This is a genomic window from Vibrio sp. Vb0937 (assembly GCF_033338855.1).
In genome coordinates this window covers 236161-262683 of sequence record NZ_JAWOTK010000004.1, presented here as the reverse complement: position 1 = coordinate 262683, position 26523 = coordinate 236161, and the positions used below count along the sequence as shown (strand labels likewise).

The following is a 26523-nucleotide window of genomic DNA, read 5'->3' as shown; positions in this document are numbered from 1 at the left end:
GACGACGCCGCTCCTGATAAATTAGAATACGTAGTAAAGAAGAGCAAAAACTGGGAATGCTGCGGTTAGGCTGTCGATACGATCTAGCACACCACCGTGCCCTGGGATAATGTTACTGCTGTCTTTAATGCCTGAGACACGTTTGAACATACTTTCAACCAGATCACCAAGCACTGAAATAACGACAGTAACCAGCGTAATCAGCACCATATGGACAGGGCTAGTGAACTGGATGTCGAACCAATCAGCAAATGCCCACGCTACGATTAATGCCGTGATAATGCCACCAATTAGCCCTTCAATAGTTTTATTGGGGCTTACATGAGGAGCCATCTTACGTTTGCCTAAGCTTTTGCCTGCAAAGTAGGCGCCGCTATCTGCAGCCCATACCAAGAAACAAACGTACAACACAAGCTTTGCGCCGTGGTATGGATCTACAGTGATGTCATACGCTCTGAGAATAATCACACTCCAAAGGAATGGGATTAATGTCAGAAAACCAAATACATGACGTAAAACAAAATTACTTTGCCAAGATTTCGTCGTTTTGGGGTAAGTAATCGCCATTAAGCTAGCAATAATCCACCAAACAAAACCAATACCCAAGACGACATAATGAGGTGTCGTTAAGTGATTGAGGCTATATGCATCAGGCGAGATGTATAGAAAACTAAGTCCGGTAATAATGATTGCCGGCACAAGGGCAGCAATGCGAGAGTTGCTTCCTGTAAACTGAGTCCACTCCCAAAAACCTAATAGCGTTATTGCAGTTAAAGCGGCAATAAAGCCCATTAGCGGTAATTTAAAAATGCCTAAAATAACCAGGGGAGCTAAAATTAGTGCTGTTATTATTCTCTGTTTCAAACTAACTAGTCCTTATTGAGCTGCCATCAATGCCTTTATTTGTTCACCTGTACAGCCAAAACGACGTTCTCGGTTGATAAACCAAGTCACAGCTTCTACCAAACTGTCTTCATCGAATTCTGGCCAGTACTCTGGTGTAAAGTACATTTCTGCATAAGCCATTTGCCACAACATAAAGTTGCTGATGCGGCACTCTCCACTGGTGCGAATTAAAAGATCCACTTCCGGTAGGTCTGCCATGGTCAAATGCTCAGTGATTAGCTGCTCATTGATATCCTCTACACGAATTTCACCGTTACGTGCTTTTAGCGCTAACGTTTTAGCAGCTTCTGTGATGTCCCATTTACCGCCATAGTTGGCTGCAATGTTGATCACCATACCCGTGTTATCTGCCGTTAGGTTTTCTGCTTCTACAATTTTCTTTTGTAGACGCTCACTAAATCGACTGGTATCACCGATCACGCGCAAGCGTAAGTTATTTTTGTGTAGTTTTTTTACTTCACTAGACAGGACCGTGATAAACAGTTCCATCAAAAGACCCACTTCTTCCTCCGGACGACGCCAGTTTTCACTACTAAAAGCAAACAGCGTCATGGCTCTAATGCCTAGTTTTGAAGCAGCAGCCACGGTCTTACGAACGGCACTAACGCCTTTTTTATGACCAAATACGCGAGGTTTTCCTTTGGACTTAGCCCAACGGCCATTACCGTCCATAATGATGGCAATATGCTTAGGAAGGGAATCAGAGAAGGCTTGAGAATTTTGCATAGGGAGTTAATTGAGTTCCATCAGTTGGATAGACTAACATAAAAAAACGCTGAGCTGTGAGCACAGCGTTTTCCAACAGTGATGTGTGTGGGAGTATTAAACTTCCATCAACTCTTTTTCTTTTGCAGCAAGAACTTCATCGATCTTCTTAACTGCAACGTCAGTTAGCTTTTGAATTTCGTCTTGTGCTTTACGGTCTTCATCTTCAGAGATTTCTTTATCTTTTAGAAGCGCTTTAAGATCGTTGTTTGCGTCACGACGGATGTTACGAACAGCAACACGACCACCTTCAGCTTCACCACGAACGATCTTAACTAGGTCTTTACGACGTTCTTCCGTTAGCGGTGGAAGTGGAACGCGGATGATAGTGCCAGCTGACATAGGGTTTAGACCAAGGTCAGACGTCATGATCGCTTTTTCTACTTTCGGCGTCAGCTCTTTATCAAAAACCGTGATTGCAAGTGTACGTGCATCTTCAGCAATAACGTTTGCTACTTGGTTTAGAGGTGTTGCTGCACCGTAGTATTCTACAGAAATACCAGATAGTAGGCTTGGGTGTGCACGACCTGTACGAATTTTAGAAAGGTTGTTCTTAAGCGCTTCAACGCTTTTATCCATGCGCTCTTGCGCGTCTTTTTTGATTTCGTTAATCACAGTTTCACCTTAAAAATGTCATCTTTCCTGAAGAAAGCCTAAAACGGTTGAGCAAAGCAAGCACCACCCTAACGCTTTGGAGTGGCACCTTAAGCCAAGCTTATTCGTTGATGAGCGTGCCTTCTGCTTCGCCCATAACCACGCGACGTAGTGCGCCTGGCTTGTTCATATTAAATACGCGGATTGGCATTTTGTGGTCACGAGCTAGCGTAAACGCCGCCAAGTCCATAACTTTCAGCTCTTTATCCAGAACTTCTGCATAAGATAGCTTATCATACAGCTCTGCGTCTGGGTTTGCTACAGGGTCAGCAGTAAATACACCATCAACTTTCGTCGCTTTTAGTACGACATCCGCTTCAATTTCGATACCACGTAAACAAGCAGCAGAATCCGTTGTAAAGAACGGGTTACCAGTACCAGCAGAGAAGATGACAACTCGGCCTTGGCGAAGCTCACGGATCGCATCAGCCCAATTATAGTCGTCACATACGCCTTTTAGAGGGATCGCAGACATAACGCGCGCATTTACGTATGCACGGTGAAGAGCATCACGCATCGCTAGGCCATTCATTACTGTAGCAAGCATACCCATGTGGTCACCAACTACGCGGTTCATACCAGCTTCAGCTAGGCCTGCACCACGGAACAAGTTACCGCCACCGATAACTACACCAACCTGAACACCCAGTTCAACCAGTTCTTTAACTTCTTGTGCCATACGATCAAGGACCGCAGGATCAATACCAAAACCGTCTTCACCTTGAAGAGCTTCACCACTCAGTTTTAATAGAATACGTTGATACGCTGGTTTAGGGTTCGTAGTCATGGAGTTTACCTTCCAAAGAGAGTTGTTGATTAACAGTCATGAATAGACACAACTTCAGTTATGGCTATTCATCACGGCTAATCGTTCACTGCTCATAAAAAGACCGCAGCCTTGGCTACGGTCTAATCTTTATACAGTCTCTAAGGATTAACCTTTTTGAGCTGCTGCAACTTCTTCAGCGAAGCTCATTTCTTCTTTCTTCTCGATACCTTCACCTACTTCTAGGCGAACGAACGTAGAAACTGAAGCGCCTTTTTCTTTCAGCATTTCGCCTACAGTTTTCTTAGGCTCCATGATGAAAGCTTGACCTGTTAGAGAGATCTCGCCAGTGAATTTCTTCATGCGGCCAACAACCATCTTCTCAGCGATTTCAGCAGGCTTGCCTTCGTTCATTGCGATTTCAACTTGAACCGCTTTCTCTTTTTCTACTACGTCAGCTGGTACGTCTTCTGGGTTAACGAACTCTGGCTTAGAAGCAGCAACGTGCATTGCAACGTGCTTAAGAGTTTCTGCGTCGCCTTCACCAGCAACAACAACACCGATTTTCTCACCGTGACGGTAAGAAGCGATTGCAGTGCCTTGAACGTATTCTACGCGACGGATAGTGATGTTTTCACCGATTTTAGCTACTAGAGCTACACGTGCGTCTTCGAATTGTGCTTGTAGTTCTTCAACAGAAGCTTTTGAAGCTAGAGCTGCAGCTGCAACTTCTTCTGCGAATGCAGTGAAGTTACCGTCTTTAGCAACGAAGTCAGTTTGGCAGTTAACTTCAAGAAGAACAGCAACGCCGTTTTCTTCTTTGATGATGATTGCGCCTTCAGCTGCAACGTTACCAGCTTTCTTAGCTGCTTTCGCTGCGCCAGATTTACGCATGTTTTCAATTGCTAGTTCGATGTCAGCGTTTGCTTCTACAAGCGCTTTCTTACATTCCATCATGCCAGCGCCAGTACGCTCGCGAAGTTCTTTAACTAGAGCAGCAGTTACAGTTGCCATTCTGTCTTCCTCGTTTGATTCGAAATAAGGTAAAAAACAGGGGCCTAACATTGTCGGCCCCCATTGCTAACTATAACTTAGTTTATGCTACACAAAGGTTTCACATAGACCAAGTGTGACACAGAGCCGCTATTATTCAGCTTCTACGAAACCGTCTTTTTCAGCAACTGCAGCTACGTCTTTGTTACGACCTTCAGATACTGCTGAAGCAGCAGCGTTCAGGTATAGCTGTACAGCGCGGATCGCGTCGTCGTTACCTGGGATTACGTAGTCAACGCCGTCTGGGTTAGAGTTAGTATCTACCACAGCGTATACTGGAATACCTAGGTTGTTAGCTTCTTTAATTGCAATGTGTTCGTGATCAGCGTCGATTACGAATAGAGCGTCTGGTAGGCCGCCCATGTCTTTGATACCACCAAGAGATTTCTCTAGCTTCTCCATTTCGCGAGTACGCATTAGAGCTTCTTTCTTAGTTAGTTTGTCAAAAGTACCGTCTTGAGATTGAGTCTCTAGTTCTTTTAGACGCTTGATAGACTGACGAACTGTTTTGTAGTTTGTAAGCATACCGCCTAACCAGCGGTTGTTTACGTAAAACTGGTTGCTTGCGATTGCAGCTTCTTTAACAGCTTCAGATGCAGCGCGCTTAGTACCTACGAATAGAACCTTACCTTTCTTCTCGCCAACTTTAGCTAGTTCAGCTAGAGCGTCGTTGAACATTGGTACAGTTTTTTCTAGGTTGATGATATGAACTTTGTTACGAGCGCCAAAGATGAATGGCTTCATTTTTGGGTTCCAGTAACGAGTCTGGTGACCGAAGTGAACACCAGCTTTTAGCATATCGCGCATTGATACAGTTGCCATTTTAAAATCCTCTATGGGGTTAGGCCTCCACATTCCCCATAACTCCGACCAAGCTTCTGCTCAGCACCCCGGAATATGTGACGGAATGTGTGTGATTTAAAGATAAAAGGTTATTCGGATGAAGCTTGCTTCGCCGCTTAACTTTGCTAAACGAAGAGAACAGTCCTCTATTCCGGCGCGCTTTATACCATATTTTAGCTCACTGTGGCTAGTAAAAATTATTTCTTCACCGAGCCACTTTCTCCTATTTATAAGCAAAACTTTAAACATATGATCGAATTAAGAATGATGCATATTCCTATCTAACTTGGGTTAACGCCCCGATGTCTGATAGAATGCAGCCATTCGCACGTTTACGTGCTTAGGAATAAGTAGAGAAAGCCAATGTCAATCAAGATTAAAACTGCTGAAGAAATAGAACGCATGCGCATTGCGGGCAAGCTAGCCGCAGAGATTCTAGAAATGATCGAACCACACATCAAAGTTGGTGTGACGACAGAAGAGTTAAACAAAATCTGTCATGAGTACGCTCTAGAAAAAGGCGCATACTCTGCTCCGCTTGATTACCATGGTTTCCCTAAGTCGATCTGTACTTCAATCAACCATATCGTATGCCACGGTATTCCAGCGGAAAAAGACGAAATCGGTAGCAACGGCCAAATGAAGCCGGCGGTACTAAAAGATGGTGACATCTTAAACGTTGATATTACCGTAATCGTTCCAAATGATGAGAATGCCGATCTGAGCGTGCGTCCTCAGGGTTACCATGGTGACACTTCTAAGATGTTCCTAGTCGGTGATGTTTCGCCTGCAAACAAACGTCTGTGCATGGTAGCTCAAGAAGCACTGTATGTTGGTATGCGCACCGTTAAGCCAGGTTCAACGGTTGGTGACATCGGTACAGCTATCGAGAAGTACATCAAAGAGAACAACAAGAACAATCCTCGCAACAAGTTTTCTATTGTGAAAGACTTCTGTGGTCACGGTATCGGCGATGAGTTCCATGAAGAACCACAAGTGGTTCATTACAAGAACAAAGACCGCCGCGTATTAAAAGAAGGCATGTGCTTTACTATTGAGCCGATGATTAACGCTGGTAAATTTGGTTGCTCTGTTGATGCACAAGATGACTGGACTGTTTACACGGGCGACGGCAAGAACTCTGCGCAATGGGAACATACCATTGTAGTAACAAAAGAAGGTTGTGAAGTACTAACGCTTCGTAGCGACGATACGATTCCTCGCCTAATGAAAAACGCGTAAAGCTGACGACCACTCGTTGTTTACTATATCCCTGCTTCGGCGGGGATATTTTTTATCTGCCGCAAATTTGTTAGATTGTTATTAGATTAGCTTGCACGGATGGCAAATATGACACTTCAGTCCCCTCTTACCTTTTCCGATGAACAAATCAATATCGGTGAACTCAAACGAGAATTAGAGAAGTTTAGCTCTAATCAAAACCAAGAGTTTCTCAATCATCATCCGGTAACAAGCTTGGTTTTAGCCAGAGCTGAATATATGGATCTGCTTCTCAATCGTTTGTGGCAACATTTTGGTTTCAAGGATATTTACAACATTTCCCTGGTTGCCGTTGGTGGCTACGGACGCGGTGAGCTGCATCCACTCTCCGATATCGATATTTTGATTCTGTCGAACAATAAACTGCCAACCGCGTTAGAAGCAAAAATCAGCGAATTCATTACGCTGTTGTGGGATTTAAAACTCGAGGTCGGACACGCTGTTCGCACCGTTACTGAATGTGCTGAAATTGGTAAAGCCGATCTAACGGTCGCGACAAACCTGCAAGAAGCGCGACTGCTGTGTGGAAGCGAGGACACCTTTCAGGCACTGAAGAAAGTCGTGTTATCAGACTCCTTCTGGCCAAGTGAGACGTTTTACCGCGCTAAAATTCAAGAGCAGCGCGAACGCCATGCACGTTACCACGACACGACCTACAACTTAGAACCGGACATTAAATCAACTCCTGGCGGGCTACGCGATATTCATACATTAAGCTGGGTCGCTCGACGTCACTTTGGTGCGACTTCATTGTTGGAAATGAGCCGATACGGATTTTTAACTGACGCAGAATACCGAGAATTGGTTGAGTGTCAGGACTTCCTTTGGCGAGTACGTTTCGCTCTGCACATGGAGCTTCGCCGCTATGACAACCGCTTGACCTTTGCTCATCAAGCACAAGTTGCGGAAAATCTAGGCTACGTCGGAGAAGGCAACCGAGGCGTAGAAATGATGATGAAAGAGTTCTACCGCACGCTTCGTCGTGTGGCAGAGCTCAATAAAATGCTACTCAAACTCTTTGACCAAGCGATCATTAATGGTGGGGCGACAGAAAGTGCCGAGATTCTCGATACAGACTTTCAACGTCGCGGTTCTTTAATTGAAGCGCGGAAACCCGCATTGTTCCAAGCTCGCCCAGAAACTATTCTGGATATGTTCTTACATATTGCTAACGACTCAACTATTGAAGGGGTGAGCCCACCAACGCTGCGTCAACTGCGCACCGCTCGCCGTCGGCTCAACAAGTTTTTGCACACTATTCCTGCTGCACGTGAAAAGTTCATGGCGTTATGTCGTCACCCTAATGCTCTGCAAAAAGCATTCAGTCTCATGCACCGATTAGGGGTTATGGCGGCCTATTTACCGCAATGGAGTCAGATTGTTGGTCAAATGCAGTTTGACTTATTCCATGCCTACACAGTTGATGAACACAGTATTCGCTTACTTAAACACATCAACACTTTTAGTGACCCAGAAAATCATGCGAAGCACCCTATTTGCTGTGACGTCTACCCACGGATGCAAAAGAAAGAGCTGCTGATTATTGCCGCTATTTTCCATGATATCGGGAAAGGTCGTGGCGGCGATCACTCAATTATCGGTGAAGGAGAGGCGTACGACTTCTGTATTGAGCATGGCTTATCGAAGCCCGAAGCGAAACTTGTCGCTTGGTTGGTAAGACATCATCTATTAATGTCTGTCACCGCACAGCGCCGAGACATTTATGATCCCGATGTCATTACCGAGTTTGCCAAAAAAGTCAGAGACGAAGAATCTCTCGATTATCTTGTATGCCTGACAGTTGCAGATATTTGTGCAACCAACCCAGAACTTTGGAATGCTTGGAAACGAACTTTACTTGCGGAGCTGTATTACTCCACACAACGTGCTTTACGTAGAGGCCTAGAGAACCCTGTCGATGTGCGTGAGAGAATTCGCCACAATCAACAAATGGCCTCCGCTATGCTGCGCAAAGAGGGGTTTGCCGCACGCGAAATTGAAGTATTGTGGCAACGCTTCAAAGCTGACTACTTCCTTCGTCATACTCATACGCAAATCGCGTGGCACTGCGAACACTTACTTCGCATGGAAGATCCGACTAAGCCTTTAGTATTGATCAGTAAAAAAGCCACTCGTGGCGGCACTGAGGTGTTTGTATATACGAAAGACCAGCCTGCTTTATTTGCGACGGTCGTGGCGGAGTTAGATAGGCGTAATTTTAATGTACACGACGCGCAAATCATGACCAGCAAAGATGGGCACGTGATTGATACCTTTATGGTACTCGATCAACATGGCGAAGCGATCGATGAGTCTCGTCACGCCGCGGTGATTAAACACCTCACCCATGTACTGGAGGCGGGCCGACCAACCAAGATTAAAACGCGCCGTACTCCGAACAAACTTCAGCACTTTAACGTGAAAACCAAAGTCGACTTCTTACCAACCAAAGGTAAAAAACACACTTTAATGGAGTTTGTCGCGCTAGACACACCGGGGCTGTTGGCCAAAGTAGGCCGTACGTTTGCTGATTTAAACATCAACCTTCACGGTGCTAAAATCACCACCATTGGTGAGCGAGCAGAAGACTTGTTTATTTTAACCAGTGATGCAGGGGGAAGGTTAAGTGAAGAACAGCAAGATGAGCTAAGAGAGAGATTGATCGAAAAGTTATCTGATGAGGTCGCAGCTTAGATCAAACCTTCCAATCTTTTCGGTTCAGGGCGAGAGCGATCTTGCCCACAAGTTAAGCATTTTGGCTAAATATCAGCTATCTAGCTCATACATAGGCTGCTACAGTTATATCAATATCAATTCGATGTAATAGAGGTAGCCTATGTATCCCCACCTCACTGGTTTGGGTATTCACGACCCTAAGCAGATTGAACGTTATTCCCTACGCCAAGAAGCACACAAAGACGTACTCAAGATCTATTTCCACAAGCAAAAAGGCGAACTATTCGCTAAAAGCGTTAAATTCAAATACCCACGCCAAATCAAAAATGTTCTTGTTGATAGTGGCAGTCACAAATATAAAGAAGTAACGGAAATCAACCGTAACCTCACATTAGTCATTGATGAACTGAATAAAATCACTAAGCCAACGAAACAACCTGAGGTTGATGTAAAAGAGAAAATTCTTTCAGACCTTCGTCATTTAGAAAAAGTCGTTTCGAGTAAGATCGCAGAGATCGAAGCGGATCTTGAAAAACTAAAGTAAACGTTAAGTCTTAAATTTTAAAAAAGGGTTAGCATTGATGCTAACCCTTTTTATTTGTACCCAATCATTATCTAGATCTAACTGCACCGATTATCGGTTAATCATCGATTCATCCCACTCAAATCGAGTGAACAATTGCTGCCAAGTTTCATCAAGATTAGCCGTCATGACAATCTCTTGATCGGTAAATGGATGGACGAACCGTAACTCTGAAGCATGCAGTAGCAAACGATGAGAATCAAACTCTGTGCGATACAGCTTGTTGTGCTTTCCATCCCCGTGCGTTGTATCACCCACGATCGGATGGCGTAGATGTGCCATATGACGACGAAGTTGGTGCTTACGCCCCGTTTTAGGTTTCATCTCAACTAAGCAATAACGCGTTGTAGGAAATTTACCCGTCGAATAGGGAACCTCCACTTTAGCCAACGGCTTATATTCCGTCACCGCTTCTTGCGCTTCTTTTTCTTGTGAAGCGAACTTATCCGCAATCTTGTCTAACTCGACTTTGAGCGCGTAATCCAAGACGCCCTCTTCCTCAATCCAACCACGTACTATTGCGTGGTATGTCTTTTCCATTTTATGTTCAGCAAACATCGGCATGACTTGTGATGCGACTTCACTCGACAACGCAAACACGAGCACACCAGATGTTGGACGATCCAGACGATGCAATGGGAACACATGCTGACCAATTTGGTCGCGCAAAGTTTGCATGACAAACTGAGTTTCGTGTTTATCTAACCAACTGCGATGCACTAACATGCCTGCAGGCTTGTTGACCGCTACAAAATATTCATCCTGATAAACGATCTCCAGCTCAAGTGGTTCTGAAGATCGCGTTAGTTCTTGTTCTAGCATTCGTTTACTTACACAGTTCGTCAATGGTTCGGATTGTAACGAGCAGCTCTGCGAACTGCGGTTCCTGCTTCCACGCTTCTGAAAAATAGGGCTCGAGAGAAAACCCTCTTGGCAGTGGTTGGTTATTTTTCACTAGTGCGTGCATTCTGGCTATAAAAATCCACTGCAACCATTCATGAGGATGCAACGTATCAATCGCAAATGGCTCCGCACTCTGTAAGGCTTGCTCTGAAGGCATAGTGTATTGCCACAATTTATGCTCTCTAAGCTGCGTTTCAAGTTGGTGAAGTAAGTCGACCAATTGAGTATTTGTTACCATTAATTCTATCTCGAACCTTGAATTAGCCGAGAATGATACCATTTCTTGTGAAAAGAACGTTAGGACGTCGTATTTAATGGAAAACATTCAAACCCTCACTCAACTGTTGAACAACAGCCACTGTGATTATCAAATCTTCGATCTTGGTCGCCGTATCAAAACCATCGCTAAAAAAGAGTTTACCGATGTAGAAAAAGGTCAAGCACCTTACCCATTTCCAATGCAGCGTAAAGCACACCTTGCCATCGCTTATTGGAATGAACAAAAGCAACCTTGGATTTGGTTTCTAAAGTTTGAATTGGACGAGCGTGGTTTGTTAAAGCAAGCGGATATCGGCAATTTCATTAAATACGTTGTAGAGGCTATGGGAACTCGCCTCAATGATGATATCACTGAAGAGCAACAACAAAAGCTGTCTAACAACCCATACACTTTCAAACCTTCCGAAGATAAAATGGCCGTGTTTCATAGCCAGGTCCGCGCAAACCTCAATCTTCCTACCAGCCAATATTACGAGCATACCCAGCATTACTTCTCTGGAGGTTTAGGCTGGGATAATTGGCAAACTGTAGGTCTGCAAGGTATCACAGACATAGCCGCTCGCCTGGAAAAAGAGCAAAACGGGGTAATGATACGCAAAGCGTTGAACCACCTACCAAATGAGCCACTTTATGCACTATTAGGTGCGCTTGAGCATGTAGAGCTTCAAGAGCGTTTAGCAGAACGTATCGCGGAAAAGGCACAGCAAGAAATCGCAAGTAGCGAACCTGATCTCTTCCTACTTTCAGCACTTATCCGAGCCCTTGCTGGTGCACCAACAGAAGTCGCCTCTCCAGTATTAGATGCGATATTGCATAGCCCTCGTTTAAGCCATCAGGAGGTATTGATTGGTGTGGCGGGTCGCGCTTGGCACTTACTCGCCAATGAAGAGGTAGCAGAACGGTTTTTGCTGCGTTTAGCTCAAACCGGTAATCAAGCCCTATTTAATCAGTTATTTGCCGATTTAGTGATGCTACCTGAGTTAAGAATGGTGCTATTGCCCCTGTTACATTCAAATCCATCTGAAGAACTAGCAAAGGCGCTAGTAAGCTTACAACAAGCAACAAAGGGATAATAAAGGTTCAGGGATGATTGGTGATCTTTTAGCAATTTTAGGGCTATGCTTTTTCTGTTACCTGTTTTGGCAACAGCGTCGCCAAGCCGAACTCGCAAAAGCGGCCATCACGCGTAAATGTGAGCAATTGGATCTCCAATTAATCAGCATCGCCTTTGGTGCCCATAAACTAAAAACGCCAGACGGAGTCTGGCGTTGGCATACGGTGTATCAATTTGAGTTTTCATCTCTTGGTGACGATTGCTACCAAGGAGAGTTAACCATGGTCGGTTTCAGGCCGCAGAACTTTCACCTACCACCGCATCGCTTGTAAATTCCATTTCAAAGTAAGGACCATATATATCCTTACTTTCTTTTGTTTTAACAAATCCCAGCTTTTTCAGTACTGCCATAGAAGCTTGATGATTGCTATTCACGTTAGCTTTCACCTTATTCAAGCCCAACTCACGGCACGCTTTGGGGAAAAATGCTTTTAGTGCTTCTGTTGCCAACCCTTTACCCCAATATGATTTATCAAAAATAAACCCTAATTCAGGTTCGGAATCGAGATTAGCAATGAACACGTGCCCCATATAGTCACGACTGGTGCTCTCTAGCACTGCCATACTATAAATGTTCTCATCATCCAGTATTTTCTCAAACATCTGTTTGGCAGACGCAACTGTATACGGACCATTCAATTCAGCACGGTTTTTCGCACAGCAATTCAGCATGACGAATTCTAGTTGCAACGACTCATTGTAGGGTAGAAGAAGCATTCTTCTGGTTACTATGGCCACATCTGTTCCTTGATTACAACAAACTTAATCTATCCGCAGATCACAAACTCGATGAGCTGAACATGCTCAATGATTGCGGGCATAACACCTTGTAGAGAAGCCGAAAGTTAAACCAACTGGTTGGAAAGGATATTGATCTGAGTTGTTTTTTATTAAGTGTTATTAGGAATTTATATATTTTGTGATATTGATATCCCCAAGTAACATCGAGATGCTTAATTCAATGAGAATACTGGATATCATTTTTATATAAGAAAGACCCCGACACATAAGTATCGGGGTCATGGTCTTACTCGCAGCAGTCCGGCTACTAAAAGTGCTCCATGCATCATCCATAATAGTGGCTGATTCCGTCAGCTTATTCCTTACGTCGCCGTCCTAGCGGTGTCCTTATCATCCTGACTGCTAACATTCCTCGTTAGCACACGTCACTTGTTCCTTGAGCGGTGTCCCTTGCATCTTCCTGATGCTGTCCATAACCTCAATCCTAGAGGGTCCATTGTCTATCCTTAGTCATCAACATCCTATTGATGATCGTATCCTTACAATGTCCTACGCTCCATGCTTGATTAATCATCCTGACCAACCAAATCGTCTTCCTGACGATAACCAAATCCTTGGTGCTTTCCTGTTCCATGTCTGCTTCCTGCTGACAACTCTCAATTTACGCCTTTTCCAAAAATAGACAATCTATCCAAGATAAATATTTGGCTCTCACATTGGTTAACAAGTTGTTAAATCATTATTTATCATAAACTTAAGCTCTTTATCTTCTCTTTTTCCGCTTACGAAATCGTTTTCTCTCACAACCTATGTAAGAGATCTCTCACACTACACTCTCCAAAATGCCATTCGCCAAATTAGCGCACTCAACGTATGATGATAGATATATCGTTGTTAAGGATTAAAAATGTTAACTCAAGACGTTACTAAAGAATTAGAAGCGGTAATGGAACAACTGCAACAACAAGGAAAAGAACCAACCGTAGCGTTAGTGAAAGCACGCTTGAAAACGCCAGTTCCAATGCCAGCGTTAATCACCGCAATAAAAAGTTGGAAGAGTGCTCAACGCGTACCCAAGGTTGAAATCGCAGCACAGCACCACACCGATAATGATCGCCTTGAAGCCCTAGAACACACCGTAAAAATGCTAGCCATTCGTATTGAAGAGTTAGAAGCGAAACTCAGTGAGAAATCATCATGAAGTTATGGGTAGATGCAGACGCGTGTCCAAAAGTTATTCGCGAAACCATTGTGCGTGCCGCCGAGCGTACGGGGATTGAATGTACGTTTGTCGCTAACCACGTTGTCCCTGTGCCGAAAAGAGACAACATCCACTCGCTGCAAGTCCCTGCGGGATTTGACATCGCAGACAACGAAATCGTCAAGCGTGTAGAAGCCAACGATTTGGTGATCACGTCAGATATTCCGCTTGCAGATGAGGTTATCTCTAAAGGCGCTCAAGCCCTCAGTTCTCGTGGCGAGCTCTATACAAAAGACACCATCAAAGCTCGCCTAAATATCCGCGACTTTATGGAAACCATGCGTTCAAGCGGAATTCAGACAGGTGGGCCCGCCGCGCTTTCTCAAACCGATCGACGCGAATTTGCAAACCATTTGGATCGTATTTTGGCGAAATTTAAGAAGTAACCCTCACTCTATTCATATTGAGCCAGCAAATAAAAGCCTGGCTCATTCCTGAAAATTCATTCTCAGCATTGCACCCAAAGCGTGCTCTTACTCCCATTTGTTTTGTTCTGTTTATTTTTCATCTCGCTCACCATAGCTTCAATATGCAACGTGGTTTATTTTGAACGACGTTTTTAATAAGTGTATAGAGAATAATGGGCTTTAACATCGTTTCCAGTGGAAGCTACCTGCCAACGAATCAATGGTCTGATCGAGAGATGGATCACTTCCTAAAATTAGCGCCAGGGACCTGCCGAAATAAATTCGACGTTGAATATCGTCATGTAGCCAATACAAAAGAGACCGCTATTTACATGGCGGTGCAGGCAATAGAGCAGTGTTTAGGAAACACACATACCTTAAGCTCCGTTGATCTCCTTATCTACGCTAGCGGCACACACCACCAGTCTCTACCCTACGACGCCTCAGCGGTTCTCGCCGCGTTAGACGCTCCAACATGGCTAGAAAGCTTTGATTTGAACAGCACCTGCTTATCCTTTCTCTCTGCGCTTGATCTTGCTCAGAGTCTATTCTTAGCAAAACGGTACCGTCGGATTCTTATTGTCACCAGCGAACTCGCCACTGGCATCACACTGAATCGAAATTTTACGCTCAAACCAGAAGTTGCAACCTTATTCGCGGACGGTGCCGCCGCATTTTTGCTCGAAGAACACGACGATGATGGATTGCTCACCAGTCACTTTGAAACGCATCATACCGGGTATTCATTTTGTCAAATTAAGGGCGGAGGTAGTCATATCAATCCGCATACCTCCGAGCATCAAGCCTATTTAAAAAGTTGCCAGTTTGAGATGGAGGGCAAAGCACTCTTTAAACATGTGCGTAAAGCCTTACCAGCGTTTCTAAAAAAAGGGTTTGACGCCTCTCCGGTAACACTCGGCGATATTGATTATTTTCTTCCTCATCAAGCCAGCGCGCATGGATTAAAAAAACTGCCTTCACTCACCGGGCTACCAACAGAGAAAACCGTTAATCACTTTTCGACTTTGGGAAACCAAGTCGCCGCCTCACTCCCAATTAACTTACACTGGCTGCGTAATCAGCCAGAAACCGCAGGAAAACATGTGTTATTAGCTGGCACCGCCGCAGGGTTGTCGCTAGGGATGGGAGTGCTAAAACTATGAAGATATTGGTCACTGGTGGCAGCGGGATGTTGGGTAGCGCAATTCTGAGAATGTTTCACCAGCAGCATGAACTGCATTTTATAGCACGAAATACAGTCATCGCTAAACAACTCGCCGAGCAATTCGATGTTATCCCACATATAGTCGATTTAAGAGACCACTCAGCAGTTCATGCGGTATGCCAAGGTATGGATGCAATCATCCATTGTGCCGCTCTCTCAAGCCCATGGGGAAAGTGGCAGGCGTTTTATCAAGCCAATGTAGATGCCACCAAAAACCTCGTCAATGCGGCTAATACCCATCAAATCTCGCGTTTTATCCATATTTCCTCCACCAGCGTCTACTTTGACCATCAAGACCGTTGGAATATTCGAGAAACCGACGCCATAGCTTCATACTGGTGTAATGATTATGCACACACAAAATACCTATCGGAAATTGAAGCCGTAAAAGGCCAAAGCAAAGCGATCATTTTAAGACCGCGTGGCATTTTTGGACCCAATGATCGCGCGATTGTCCCAAGAGTGCTTAAGGCGATAAAAAACAATACTCTGCTTCTGCCATCGGGTAGAAATCCTGTGGTTGATCTGACTTATGTCGATAACGTTGCCCATGCAGCGATGCTCGCTTGCACTCAGGCAGACCGACTTCAGCATGGTGATGTGTTCAACATTTCCAACAACGAACCAATGCCAATTGAGACTGTTCTGCAAGCTTTATGTGAGGGGTTAAACCTAAAAGTAACGTTACAATCATTACCATATGGCGTTGTATCACCATTATTAAAGCTCAGTGAGCAAATACGAAGGCACCTACCACATCAGCCAGAACCAAGGCTCACCTCATACAGCGCAGGATTGTTTAACTATCATCAAACTCTGGATATCAGCAAGGCTAAACAAACACTGAATTATCAACCGCTTTTTTCAATTCAAGAAGGAATACAGCAGTATGCAAACTGGTCTAAAAATAAAAATCTTTGAGGCTGGACACTGCGTACACCCAGGCTTTGTTGTCAAACCAGGTTCTGGTATCAAGCCTAGAGCATTTCCGGCAGCCGTTGCGTTAATTCAGCACCCAACACAAGGCAACATCCTGTTTGACACGGGATATCACGAGCATTTTTTTAGCGCGACTCGTCCCTTCCCTGAACGTTTTTATGCTTGGACAACACCTTGTCGCTATAACAAAGAACACGGAATTGTTGCGCAGTTAGCAAAAGAAAGTCTCAAACCTCATGATATTGAACACTTAGTACTCTCCCACTTCCATGCTGATCACATTGCTGCCGTGTCTGAGTTTTCCCACTCTCAATTGCATTGCCAACAAAAAGGGGTGGATGCAATTACTAAGAGTGGTCGAATTGGAGGCGTAAGAAAAGGATACCTAAAAGCTCTACTTCCTCCACAACTTGAATCTAACTTATTCATTCATAGTGACTTTTCCGTACCAATCAACCAAATTATTCCTCAGTGCCAAGGTGTTAATTTGCTCTGTAAAGACATGTTCGACGACGGATTCATTTATATGGTTAGCTTGCCAGGCCATGCTGCGGGTCAAGTGGGCTTGCTAGTTAAAAGAGACCAAAGTTGGCTGTTCTTACTCGCCGATGCATGCTGGTTAATCGAGAGCTTGAGTGAAAATATCGATCAACATTGGCTGGCGAACATGCTTTGCGATGATACAAAAGCCTATAAAAACACCCTCTCCGAGTTGAGAAGTTGCTACCAACAAACCCACCACTTTGTTCGCTTCGTGCCTTCACATTGTCAGGAAACTATCCAGCAGCTAATCAAAGAAGGATGGATGAAGTGAGAACGCTTATCTCAGAATTCTGGCGAACCCGCTACCGCCCCTTCGGCTCAAGGGAACAAGTCGAAACATGGCAGCAACAACACTTAACGCAACACTTGGATTGGGTATGCCGTCATTCACCGTATTACCGCTCACTTCAAGGTGCACCACTCAGTGATTTCCCTATCATGAATAAGCAAACCATGATGGAGAACCTCTCGGAGTTGAATACGAAAGGCTTAGATGCTGAACAGCTAATGCAACAAGCACTCGACGCAGAACAGTCACGCAACTTCGCCGCTTCGAAAGTTGGCGATGTTACTGTTGGGCTTTCTTCGGGCACATCAGGCATGCACGGGTTGTTTCTTGCTGACAAACAGGAAACACAACTATGGGCTGGCAATATATTGGCTCGCCTGTTGCCCAACCTATGGCAAAAACACCGAATTGCGCTAGCCTTGCGCGCCAACAGCCCACTGTATAAATCCGTCGCGAAAGGGCCTGTAACATTTTTTTATGCCGATTTAACCAAACCTTACCAAGAATGGATAAAAGAGCTGGATGAGTTCCAACCCACGCTTTTGGTTGGTAGTGCGCAAGCTCTTCAGCTCTGCGCCCAGTTCAGCGGTCAATTTGGTCAACCCGCAATTCAACCACAGCGGATCATTTCTGGTGCAGAAGTCCTAACCGAGAGTGACCGTCACTTTATTTCTCAACGGTTCGACAGCGAACTCCATGAAGTCTATCAATGTACTGAAGGTTTTCTTGCATGTACGGATCAGCATGGACAAATGCGCTGGAATCAAGATGTTGTTTACATCGAAAAACATTGGCTGAATACCGAACGTACTCATTACAGCCCAATCATTACCGATTTTCGTCGTAAAACTCAGCCAATTATTCGTTATCAGCTCGACGATATTATTGAGAATAAACAGGATAATGGCGTATTTGAACCTCTTGGCGCAATTGCCGGACGATGTGGTGATCGTCTCACGCTAAACGCAAACCACGTCCCAGTGACGGTGCTACCAGATCTCATCTACCGCGCTATAACACTATCCGCCCAAGGCCGCGTGGATTACCGAATCACCCAAACAGGGTCACAAGCCATTCAAATTGAAGCGGATGTTCACCACCATCGGGTTATACACCAAGCCTTGATAAAGTTGTTTGACCAATTGCGGCTTGATCCTGTCAGATTTAGTTACCGCCCTGCGCCTATTTGGACGCCAATGAATAAACAACGACGTGTGGTGAACATATGCGGGTCTTAATCACCGGAGCCCGAGCACCAGTTGCACTAGAGTGGGCAACCATGTGTATGCATCATGGACATGACGTAATTCTCACCGATTCGCTAAAAAAACCTCTAGGATCGTTTTTGCGAGGCATCAAGTCTTATATCCCCACCGCTTCGCCTCGATTTGCGTTTCCCAACTATCAACAGCAGATCCTAAAAATCATTACTCAGATGCGTATTGATATGGTGATACCCACTTGTGAAGAAGTGTATTACTTGGCTCATGTTGCCAAACAATGCCCAGAAGTAGATTTTTTTCTGCCCAATGTGGGACTACTCAATGCCCTGCACAACAAGTTGACCGTCTTTGAACAGCTTCAAGGTTTGCCAGAAATCACACTTCCAAAAACTCGTTTGGTCGCTGATAAAAGTGAGATTGAAATTAATAAGAGAACCGTTCTAAAGCCCGTTTACTCTCGGTTTGGCGGGCAAGTCATAAGAGATGTGACGACTCAGTCTATTTCTGCCGCCACGATATCGCCCCTTTTCCCTTGGGTTCAGCAACAAAAAATCCATGGGACTCCGGTGTGTAACTATGCCATTTTTGAACATGGTGACCTTAAAGCACACCAAGCTTATGTGCCGAAATACTGTGTAAACGGCTCGGCCGCCAGTGCTTTTCAGCCGATCTCGTGCGAACGACTAGATAGATTTATCGCAGCTTTTGGTAAACGTCATACTTATCATGGGCAAGTGTCGTTTGACTTCATCAAATCACAAGATCAACTCTACGTGATTGAATGTAACCCAAGAGCCACCAGTGGTTTGCACCTACTCTCGTCTCGATGCAACCAACTGCTTCCTAATATGGAGTTTACCAGTCCTTCCGAGCAGCGATTGCATCATTTAGGTCCAATAACACTCATCGCGGAAGGTGGATTATCCCTATTTAAGGCTCGAACTTGGCAAGATTGGTGGTCTGGAGTGAATGTGATGCAACAGCATAACTTACCGGTCGGGAGCCAAATCCGGAGTATGTTTGAATTACTCCGGTTAGCTAGGCAGAACAAGACGAAGTGGAGCGACGCTTCTACCGTTGATATTGAGTGGAATGGAGAGGCATTGAACCCATGACACTTTCCTCTCAAGAATGGCATCAAACCTTTATCACTCTTATGCAGTCAAATCCTATTGATGAATGCACAGCAAGCTTTGGTTGCTACTATATCGATGATGTTGCCATTCCTTACTCCGTAACACCAAAAATACCAAACAACTGTTATTCAGTCTCCCCTATGACACTGCTTAGTGGCTACGCCGCAGAAGAGCTTCACAAAGTCAAAAATATGGCTGTTCGATGGGTATGTAAGTTACTTATTAATATGACTAAACCAATCTTATCATTGGCTGGATTGGATCAAGTCCAAACGCTCAACAATCAGTGCTTGTCCACCAATATGTATAGCGAACAATGGGCAGCCTTAAATCTCGATGAACTGCGTCGCGTCGCACTCGATAAATATCCCACCTTTCCCTTGGTACTTCGCTCCATTAACCAACGTCAACAATCACGCTTTATTCAGCGATTAGAGCAGCAGCAATGGCAAAGCTTGGTAACACGACAAGTGTATTTACTTGATGATTGGCAAACGTTCAGCTTCAACCGAGATTTAACGAAAGACTTCAAACTGCTTAATGATAAAGATTGGCAGTTTAGACCACTTACCACTGATGAAGAGTTTCAGCGTGCCAAAGAGTTATATGACATGCTTTACCTTGATAAATACAGCATCAATAACATCCAGTTTTCAACCCAATATTTAAAACAGGCGAGCCAGAACAAATTAGTAAAGTTAGTGGGACTGTTTTATCAAGAAGAGATGCTGGCTACGTTAGGCATTGTAGAAATTGATAATGATATGACTTGCCCAATTTTTGGCTACGATACCAATAAGCCACAACGCCTCGCATTGTATCGTCGAATATCGGCCTATACCATCCGCCACGCAATGATATTCCAGCGTCGCTTTAATATGAGCTCAGGTGCTCCGGCTTTTAAACGCAACAGAAAAGCCCAGCCAGAAATTGAATTTAGCTATGTGTATATTGCGCACTTACCCTGGTACAAACGCATAATTTGGAAAAGCTTGTGCTGGCTCACTCAGCACTTTTATCGCCCTTTGTTGATACGTTTTCAGCTATAATCCGACATCTATAATCAGGTAAGCCTGCGTACACAGTCTCAATCGATAAAAAAGCCTGCGACGTTCGCAGGCTTTTTATAATGGAGCTGTGTGAGGTAACCGTTTTCTACGGTGTGTAGTATGTTGCTGCGCCAGGGCCTACTGGTAAACCAAATACGAATACCCATAGGTAGAACAGCACACTCCAACCTACAATGAAGCAGATTGAGTAAGGTAGCATGGTCGCGATCAGCGTACCGATACCTAAGTTCTTCATGTAACGAGTCGCTACGGCAAGAATCAAACCAAAGTAGCTCATCATTGGAGTAATGATGTTTGTCGTCGAGTCACCAATTCGGTAAGCAGCCTGAATCGTTTCCGGTGCATAACCAACAAGCATCAACATAGGAACAAAAATCGGAGCCGTTACTGCCCACTGTGCCGATGCCGAACCAATCATTAGGTTGATAAAGCCACACATCAGGATGAAGGCAAAGAACAACATTGGACCAGTTAAGCCAATTTCTTGCAGGAAGCTAGCGCCAGCAACCGCGAATACCTGACCGAAGTTAGTCCATTTAAAGAAAGCAACGAACTGAGCCGCAAAGAAAACTAATACAATGTACATGCCCATAGAAGACATAGATTTCGCCATTGCATCAATTACATCGCGATCCGTCTTCATCGTGCCAACAACTTTACCAAACACAAAGCCTGGAATAGCAAAGAACACAAAGATGAATGCCACGATACTTTTCAGGAAAGGTGAACCTGCAATTGTACCTGCATCAGAACGTAGAATGCCGTCTTCTGGAACAACCGTCCAAGCAAGCAGCGCTGAAACAACCAGTACAGCAACACCTGCTAGTTTTAGGCCTTTCTTCTCAATGTCTGTTAAGCCACCCATTTTGTCGTTCGACAAATCTTCTGAGGCTTCTTCTTCACTGTATTTGCCAAGCTTTGGCTCAACAATTTTTTCAGTAACAAACGCACCTGTGATTGCAATGAAGAATGTCGACACAAACATGAAGTACCAGTTAACTTCTGGACCAACAGTGTAAGTTGGGTCAATCATTTGCGCCGCCGTTTCAGTAATGCCTGACAACAGCGGGTCAACCGTACCAATAAGTAGGTTTGCTGAGTAACCACCAGATACACCAGCGAACGCCGCAGCAAGACCGGCAAGTGGATGACGACCTAAAGAATGGAACAGCATTGCAGCCAGTGGAATAAGTACCACATAGCCAAGCTCTGATGCCGTATTTGAAATGATACCCGCGAAAACGACCGTCACTGTTACCATGCGTTGAGATGCACCCATGACTAAGCCACGCATTGCTGCAGATAGCAAGCCTGAGTATTCAGCAATAGCAACACCCAACATCGCAACCAATACCGTACCCAAAGGTGCAAAGCCGACAAAGTTTTTCACTAGATTGGTAACGATTAGTTCAAGGCCATCAGCGTTAAGCAAGCTAACGACATGAATCATGCCATCCGCGGCACGACCTTTTGCACCCTCAGGACGAGGATCAACTACGGAAACTTCGAAGTATCCTGCAATACCCGACATCACCAGAATGGCTAAACAGAAAATGGCAAATAGTGTGATCGGGTGGGGTAATAAGTTCCCCAAATATTCGACAGTATCCAAAAAGCGCGTAAACAGCGGCTTCTTAGGCGAGTTTTGTTTAATTGAATCAGATGAACTCATCTGTTCCCTCCTTGTTTTTATTCCTATGCAAATGTGACAAAAATGTCAAAAAGCGTGCGAAGGGTACTTGAGTAGAAGGTCAAATAAAAGCCCTAAATGTTACAAATTGTGACGAACAGAGGCATTTATAACCAACATTGAATAAAAATGTAGATATTTCATCCATGTAAGATAATTAACTCAACATTATCAATTAAACAAAACCATAAGTTAGATATATGCAGGCTGATTACTTTTGCACAGCTTTGAATCTCGGGTTCGTTTTACAAATGACATAAAGACGCCCTCTCCGTTTTACAATCTGACAATCCGGATGACGACTTTTTGCACTTTTTAATGATTTTACTACCTTCATGATTTATTCCTTTTCGCTCTTAAATTGACCAAAACGACGGTTGAAGTTCGCAATGCGACCTTCGGTTTGTACAACGCGCTGTTTACCGGTGTAGTACGGGTGAGAAGCTGACGACACATCTAACGTAAAGTAAGGGTAAGTTTTGCCATCTTTCCATTCGATGGTTCTCTCCGTTTTCAACGTAGAACCAACGACAAAGTACTTATCTACACTCGTGTCGTGGAACACCACAGGACGATATTCAGGGTGGATTCCTGGTTTCATAATACTTTTCCTTTCAATTAAATTGTTATGTTATAACATTTTAATTAATAATCATTATCAACAAGAAAAGCAAGAGAAATTTGTGATACTTTTCATCTCAATGAATTCTTAAAGATGTCCACCATGTATTCCATCGAACCCATCGGCGTCATTGAGACACCGTACAAAGAAAAGTTTGCAGTTCCGCGCCAACCACGCTTAGTACCAGAGGCTAAAGCACGCGTAAAACTGTTAGGTGCAGCAAATAGCCCTGAAGCAGTGCGTGGGCTAGAACAGTTCTCTCACGTTTGGTTGTTGTTTCTATTTGATCAGAATCTGGAAGCTGGTTGGAAACCAACTGTACGTCCGCCACGATTAGGCGGCAATGAACGAATTGGTGTCTTTGCCTCGCGCTCGACTTTCCGTCCAAACGGAATCGGAATGTCAGCCGTTGAAGTGAAAGGAGTCACTAAGCAAGGCGATCAAATCTATCTTGATTTAGGCAGTGTAGATCTCGTGGATGGGACACCGATTGTGGATATTAAGCCTTATATCCCCTATTCGGATTCTATTTCGGAAGCACAAGGCGGATACGCAGACCAAGAGCCAGAAAAGTCACAAGTCACCTTTTCTGCTCAAGCATTAGCAACGATAGAAAATCGATCCGATACTGACTATGTAAGATCAGTCATTGAACAAGTTCTGGCACAAGATCCTCGCCCTGCATATAAGAAAAACAAGCCGGACGACAAAGAATATGCGGTAAATTTGTTCGACTTGAACGTAAAGTTCACAGCAACATGCAACTTAATAACGGTTACCGCTATTGAAAGCTTTTGACAAACGCAATTGGCTGATATTATAGACGGCTAACAAATTTCCCTTTAGGGAACTCCCATACTCCTGCTTATTCAAGCTTGAGTATCTAACTTAAATAAACGGATAAATTTAATGCGTACCAGTAATTATCTTCTTTCTACTCTGAAGGAGACTCCAAACGACGCAGAAGTAGTGAGCCACCAGCTCATGCTACGTGCAGGTATGATCCGTAAGCTGGCTTCAGGTTTATACACCTGGCTACCTACTGGTCTACGTGTACTGCGTAAAGTCGAAAACATCGTTCGTCAAGAAATCGACAATGCAGGCGCAGTCGAAACTTTGATGCCCGTTGTTCAGCCGTTTGAACTATGGGAAGAGACAGGCCGCAGCGAAAAGATGGGTCCTGAGCTACTTCGCTTTACTGACCGTCATGTTCGTCCGTTTGTACTTAGCCCAACCGCTGAAGAAGTGATCACTAGCCTTGTTCGCAATGAAGTGAGCTCTTACAAACAGCTTCCGCTAAACCTGTACCAAATCCAAACTAAATTCCGTGACGAACGACGCCCACGTTTTGGCGTAATGCGTTCACGTGAATTCTCAATGATGGATGCGTACAGCTTTGACATTGACAAAGACGGACTACAAAAGTCATACGACGCAATGCATGATGCTTACTGTAAAGCATTCGATCGCATGGGTCTGGATTACCGTCCTGTACTTGCAGATAGCGGTGCTATCGGTGGTAGCGGCTCTCAAGAGTTCCACGTACTGGCTGAAAGCGGCGAAGATATCATCGCATTTTCTAGCGAGTCAGATTACGCGGCAAACATTGAAAAAGCAGAAGCACTAGCTCCAGCCTCTGAGGCTGCGGCACCAACACAAGAAATGACGTTGGTTGATACGCCAAACGCGAAAACAATCGCTGAATTGGTTGAGCAGTTCGAACTACCAATTGAAAAAACAGTGAAAACACTGTTTGTGAAAGCATCTGACGAAGTTGATACGCCAATCATCGCGCTTATTATTCGTGGTGATCATGAACTGAACGAAGTGAAAGCAGAAAACCTTCCTCAGGTTGCAGCTCCATTGGAAATGGCATCTGAAGAAGAAATTCGTGAGCTTATCGGTGCAGGCCCTGGCTCACTAGGCCCTGTTGGCCTTAAACTGCCGTTCATTGTTGACCGCAGCGTTGCGGTAATGAGCGACTTCGGTGCGGGCGCGAACATCGATGGCAAACACTACTTCGGTATTAACTGGGGTCGTGATGTAGAGCTTGGTCAAGTTGAAGACCTACGTAACGTTGTGGAAGGTGACCCAAGCCCATGTGGCAAGGGCATTATCCAGCTTAAGCGTGGTATCGAAGTTGGCCATATCTTCCAACTAGGTAACGCTTACTCCGCAGCGATGAACTGTGGTGTACTGGGTCCTGATGGTAAGAACGTCATCCTAGAAATGGGTTGTTACGGTATCGGTATCACTCGCGTAGTAGCGGCTGCTATTGAACAAAACCACGACAAATACGGCATCATCTGGCCAGATGCAATCGCACCATTCCAGGTAGCGATCGTTCCAATGAACATGCACAAGTCAGAAGAAGTGAAAGAAGCCGCTGAGAAATTGTACGCTGAGCTAACGGCAATGGGCATCGAAGTGCTATTTGACGACCGTAAAGAACGCCCAGGCGTAATGTTCTCTGACATGGAGCTTATTGGTGTACCGCATACCATTATTATCGGTGACCGCTCAATGAAAGAAGGCAACTTCGAATACAAGAACCGTGCTACTGGTGAGAAAACAGCAGTCGCAATGACTGACATTGTTGAGCACGTAAAAGCTCAACTAAAGTAAGCACTCGACGAGTTCGCATTTGAAGTAGTTTCAAATAGTTAAAAAGGGTTGGCTTCGGTCAGCCCTTTTTTATTACAGCTCAACATCCTCCCTCCTCCTTTTTCGAACTATTCACTTTGTTAATCTTTGGTTCAGCTTCTTGCTATTAAACTGATTTCATCATCTAAAGGAGGTCAGTTATGGATTTAAAAAGTCTTCTAAACCAAGCACTCAAATCAGACTTACTTAAGCAAGGTGCAGATGCATTGGGCAAACAAACCAACAACATCAAATCCTCATCAAATTCAAGTAGCCTAAAAACGCTAGGAGCAGGTGCTGTAGGCGGAGGCCTCATCGGTATGCTGATGGGCTCAAAGAAAAGTAAAAAAATGACTAAAAAAGTAGGGTCAAGCGCATTAAAAGTCGGTGGCGCAGCTGCGCTTGGAGCCTTGGCCTACAAAGTGTATAACGACTGGCAAGCCAAGCAATCCGGTCAAGGTGTTCAAGAAACCTTTGACCCCGATGACAGTAAACACAGTGTCTTAATTTTAAAAGCAATGATTGGAGCTGCAAAAGCTGATGGTCACGTTGATGAAGAGGAAATGGCGCGCATTGAACAAGCTCTCGCGGATATGGGCGCAGATGAGCACGTTCGTCACCTCGTTCAGCAAGAGTTAAACAAACCGCTTGATCCTGCTGAAATTGCTAATCAGGCGACCTCTCCTCAACAAGCGTCAGAAATTTACCTAGCGTCTTTGATCGTCGCTGATGAACAAAACTTTATGGAAAAAGCGTATCTGCAAGAACTAGCAAAACAACTTCAACTTTCACCAGAAGTCACTCAGCAGTTAGAAGCACAAATGCAGTGATTAAATCTCGCTCAAGCAAACCTTCAACTTGAGCCAAAACAACTCTGTACTTTGAGTTTCAAATCCGCTGTGTGTATATTG

28 protein-coding genes are annotated in these 26523 nt (G+C 44.5%); 16 read left to right on the top strand and 12 right to left on the bottom strand.

Annotation, left to right across the window (positions count from 1 at the left end):
- Positions 1 to 21: 21 nt before the first annotated feature.
- From R7P67_RS09500 to rpsB, 6 genes are all read right to left on the bottom strand, one after another.
- Positions 22 to 864: a phosphatidate cytidylyltransferase gene (locus tag R7P67_RS09500; RefSeq protein WP_005385351.1), complete on the bottom strand. Its 843-nt coding sequence runs from the start codon at positions 862 to 864 to the stop codon at positions 22 to 24.
- Positions 865 to 876: 12 nt separating this feature from the next.
- Positions 877 to 1632: an isoprenyl transferase gene (locus R7P67_RS09495; protein ID WP_005380331.1), complete on the bottom strand. Its 756-nt coding sequence runs from the start codon at positions 1630 to 1632 to the stop codon at positions 877 to 879.
- Between the two features lie 96 nt (positions 1633 to 1728).
- Positions 1729 to 2286: a ribosome recycling factor gene (frr, locus tag R7P67_RS09490; RefSeq protein WP_005380330.1), complete on the bottom strand. Its 558-nt coding sequence runs from the start codon at positions 2284 to 2286 to the stop codon at positions 1729 to 1731.
- Positions 2287 to 2386: 100 nt separating this feature from the next.
- Complete coding sequence (gene pyrH, locus R7P67_RS09485) at positions 2387 to 3112, bottom strand: UMP kinase (protein WP_005380329.1); 726 nt, start codon at positions 3110 to 3112, stop codon at positions 2387 to 2389.
- A gap of 147 nt (positions 3113 to 3259) precedes the next feature.
- Positions 3260 to 4105, bottom strand: a complete 846-nt coding sequence (gene tsf / locus R7P67_RS09480) for a translation elongation factor Ts (RefSeq protein WP_005380328.1) — start codon at positions 4103 to 4105, stop codon at positions 3260 to 3262.
- Positions 4106 to 4237: 132 nt separating this feature from the next.
- Positions 4238 to 4966 (bottom strand): 30S ribosomal protein S2, encoded by a 729-nt coding sequence (gene rpsB, locus R7P67_RS09475; protein WP_005380327.1) that lies wholly within the window; start codon positions 4964 to 4966, stop codon positions 4238 to 4240.
- A 384-nt stretch (positions 4967 to 5350) separates the two neighbouring features.
- Here rpsB and map point away from each other — a divergent pair, with 384 nt between their 5' ends.
- The 3 genes from map to R7P67_RS09460 all read left to right on the top strand — a co-directional run bounded on the left by map (position 5351) and on the right by R7P67_RS09460 (position 9488).
- On the top strand, positions 5351 to 6229 hold the full coding sequence (gene map / locus R7P67_RS09470) for a type I methionyl aminopeptidase (protein ID WP_005380326.1): 879 nt from the start codon (positions 5351 to 5353) through the stop codon (positions 6227 to 6229).
- A 108-nt stretch (positions 6230 to 6337) separates the two neighbouring features.
- Positions 6338 to 8962 (top strand): bifunctional uridylyltransferase/uridylyl-removing protein GlnD, encoded by a 2625-nt coding sequence (glnD, locus tag R7P67_RS09465; protein WP_262653500.1) that lies wholly within the window; start codon positions 6338 to 6340, stop codon positions 8960 to 8962.
- 142 nt (positions 8963 to 9104) lie between these two features.
- Positions 9105 to 9488 (top strand): DUF3461 family protein, encoded by a 384-nt coding sequence (locus R7P67_RS09460; RefSeq protein WP_005380322.1) that lies wholly within the window; start codon positions 9105 to 9107, stop codon positions 9486 to 9488.
- Positions 9489 to 9578: 90 nt separating this feature from the next.
- Here the strand turns inward: R7P67_RS09460 and truC are convergent, their stop codons facing one another.
- Both truC and R7P67_RS09450 read right to left on the bottom strand, forming a co-directional pair.
- Positions 9579 to 10349, bottom strand: coding sequence for a tRNA pseudouridine(65) synthase TruC (gene truC, locus R7P67_RS09455; RefSeq protein ID WP_132936888.1), 771 nt, complete (start codon positions 10347 to 10349; stop codon positions 9579 to 9581).
- Between the two features lie 4 nt (positions 10350 to 10353).
- Positions 10354 to 10668: a YqcC family protein gene (locus R7P67_RS09450; RefSeq protein WP_042521408.1), complete on the bottom strand. Its 315-nt coding sequence runs from the start codon at positions 10666 to 10668 to the stop codon at positions 10354 to 10356.
- Positions 10669 to 10744: 76 nt separating this feature from the next.
- Between R7P67_RS09450 and R7P67_RS09445 the strand changes: the two genes are divergently transcribed.
- Both R7P67_RS09445 and R7P67_RS09440 read left to right on the top strand, forming a co-directional pair.
- Positions 10745 to 11782: a DUF3549 family protein gene (locus R7P67_RS09445; protein ID WP_262653502.1), complete on the top strand. Its 1038-nt coding sequence runs from the start codon at positions 10745 to 10747 to the stop codon at positions 11780 to 11782.
- A 13-nt stretch (positions 11783 to 11795) separates the two neighbouring features.
- Positions 11796 to 12095, top strand: a complete 300-nt coding sequence (locus R7P67_RS09440) for a DUF3301 domain-containing protein (RefSeq protein WP_005380315.1) — start codon at positions 11796 to 11798, stop codon at positions 12093 to 12095.
- Here the strand turns inward: R7P67_RS09440 and R7P67_RS09435 are convergent.
- Positions 12055 to 12540: a GNAT family N-acetyltransferase gene (locus R7P67_RS09435; protein ID WP_005385338.1), complete on the bottom strand. Its 486-nt coding sequence runs from the start codon at positions 12538 to 12540 to the stop codon at positions 12055 to 12057. The genes R7P67_RS09440 and R7P67_RS09435 overlap by 41 nt on opposite strands.
- Before the next feature lie 931 nt (positions 12541 to 13471).
- Between R7P67_RS09435 and R7P67_RS09430 the strand changes: the two genes are divergently transcribed.
- The 8 genes from R7P67_RS09430 to R7P67_RS09395 all read left to right on the top strand — a co-directional run bounded on the left by R7P67_RS09430 (position 13472) and on the right by R7P67_RS09395 (position 20636).
- A complete protein-coding gene (locus R7P67_RS09430; protein WP_262653504.1) occupies positions 13472 to 13765 on the top strand; it encodes a hypothetical protein in 294 nt (97 codons plus the stop codon).
- Positions 13762 to 14211 (top strand): YaiI/YqxD family protein, encoded by a 450-nt coding sequence (locus R7P67_RS09425; protein ID WP_005380310.1) that lies wholly within the window; start codon positions 13762 to 13764, stop codon positions 14209 to 14211. Before R7P67_RS09430 ends, R7P67_RS09425 begins: the two co-directional genes overlap by 4 nt.
- A 194-nt stretch (positions 14212 to 14405) precedes the next feature.
- Positions 14406 to 15395: a ketoacyl-ACP synthase III gene (locus R7P67_RS09420; protein ID WP_195723076.1), complete on the top strand. Its 990-nt coding sequence runs from the start codon at positions 14406 to 14408 to the stop codon at positions 15393 to 15395.
- Positions 15392 to 16378, top strand: coding sequence for an NAD-dependent epimerase/dehydratase family protein (locus tag R7P67_RS09415; RefSeq protein WP_115386248.1), 987 nt, complete (start codon positions 15392 to 15394; stop codon positions 16376 to 16378). Before R7P67_RS09420 ends, R7P67_RS09415 begins: the two co-directional genes overlap by 4 nt.
- Complete coding sequence (locus R7P67_RS09410) at positions 16347 to 17210, top strand: MBL fold metallo-hydrolase (RefSeq protein WP_115386249.1); 864 nt, start codon at positions 16347 to 16349, stop codon at positions 17208 to 17210. Before R7P67_RS09415 ends, R7P67_RS09410 begins: the two co-directional genes overlap by 32 nt.
- A complete protein-coding gene (locus R7P67_RS09405) occupies positions 17198 to 18466 on the top strand; it encodes a F390 synthetase-related protein (protein ID WP_262653507.1) in 1269 nt (422 codons plus the stop codon). Before R7P67_RS09410 ends, R7P67_RS09405 begins: the two co-directional genes overlap by 13 nt.
- On the top strand, positions 18454 to 19566 hold the full coding sequence (locus tag R7P67_RS09400; RefSeq protein ID WP_262653509.1) for an ATP-grasp domain-containing protein: 1113 nt from the start codon (positions 18454 to 18456) through the stop codon (positions 19564 to 19566). Before R7P67_RS09405 ends, R7P67_RS09400 begins: the two co-directional genes overlap by 13 nt.
- The gene (locus R7P67_RS09395) at positions 19563 to 20636 is read left to right on the top strand and encodes a hypothetical protein (protein ID WP_318085941.1); all 1074 of its coding nucleotides are present in this window, start codon (positions 19563 to 19565) and stop codon (positions 20634 to 20636) included. Before R7P67_RS09400 ends, R7P67_RS09395 begins: the two co-directional genes overlap by 4 nt.
- Before the next feature lie 106 nt (positions 20637 to 20742).
- Here R7P67_RS09395 and R7P67_RS09390 read toward each other — a convergent pair whose 3' ends face one another.
- From R7P67_RS09390 to R7P67_RS09380, 3 genes are all read right to left on the bottom strand, one after another.
- Complete coding sequence (locus tag R7P67_RS09390; RefSeq protein ID WP_005380301.1) at positions 20743 to 22329, bottom strand: AbgT family transporter; 1587 nt, start codon at positions 22327 to 22329, stop codon at positions 20743 to 20745.
- Positions 22330 to 22558: 229 nt separating this feature from the next.
- Positions 22559 to 22684, bottom strand: a complete 126-nt coding sequence (gene ykgO, locus R7P67_RS09385; protein WP_005380299.1) for a type B 50S ribosomal protein L36 — start codon at positions 22682 to 22684, stop codon at positions 22559 to 22561.
- A gap of 3 nt (positions 22685 to 22687) precedes the next feature.
- On the bottom strand, positions 22688 to 22948 hold the full coding sequence (locus R7P67_RS09380) for a type B 50S ribosomal protein L31 (RefSeq protein ID WP_005380295.1): 261 nt from the start codon (positions 22946 to 22948) through the stop codon (positions 22688 to 22690).
- Positions 22949 to 23071: 123 nt separating this feature from the next.
- Between R7P67_RS09380 and tsaA the strand changes: the two genes are divergently transcribed.
- The 3 genes from tsaA (at position 23072) to R7P67_RS09365 (ending at position 26442) form a co-directional block, all read left to right on the top strand.
- Positions 23072 to 23767, top strand: coding sequence for a tRNA (N6-threonylcarbamoyladenosine(37)-N6)-methyltransferase TrmO (gene tsaA / locus R7P67_RS09375; protein ID WP_262653561.1), 696 nt, complete (start codon positions 23072 to 23074; stop codon positions 23765 to 23767).
- 111 nt (positions 23768 to 23878) lie between these two features.
- A complete protein-coding gene (locus R7P67_RS09370; protein WP_017820763.1) occupies positions 23879 to 25594 on the top strand; it encodes a proline--tRNA ligase in 1716 nt (571 codons plus the stop codon).
- 179 nt (positions 25595 to 25773) lie between these two features.
- Positions 25774 to 26442: a tellurite resistance TerB family protein gene (locus R7P67_RS09365; RefSeq protein WP_017820764.1), complete on the top strand. Its 669-nt coding sequence runs from the start codon at positions 25774 to 25776 to the stop codon at positions 26440 to 26442.
- The last annotated feature ends 81 nt before the right edge of the window (positions 26443 to 26523 follow it).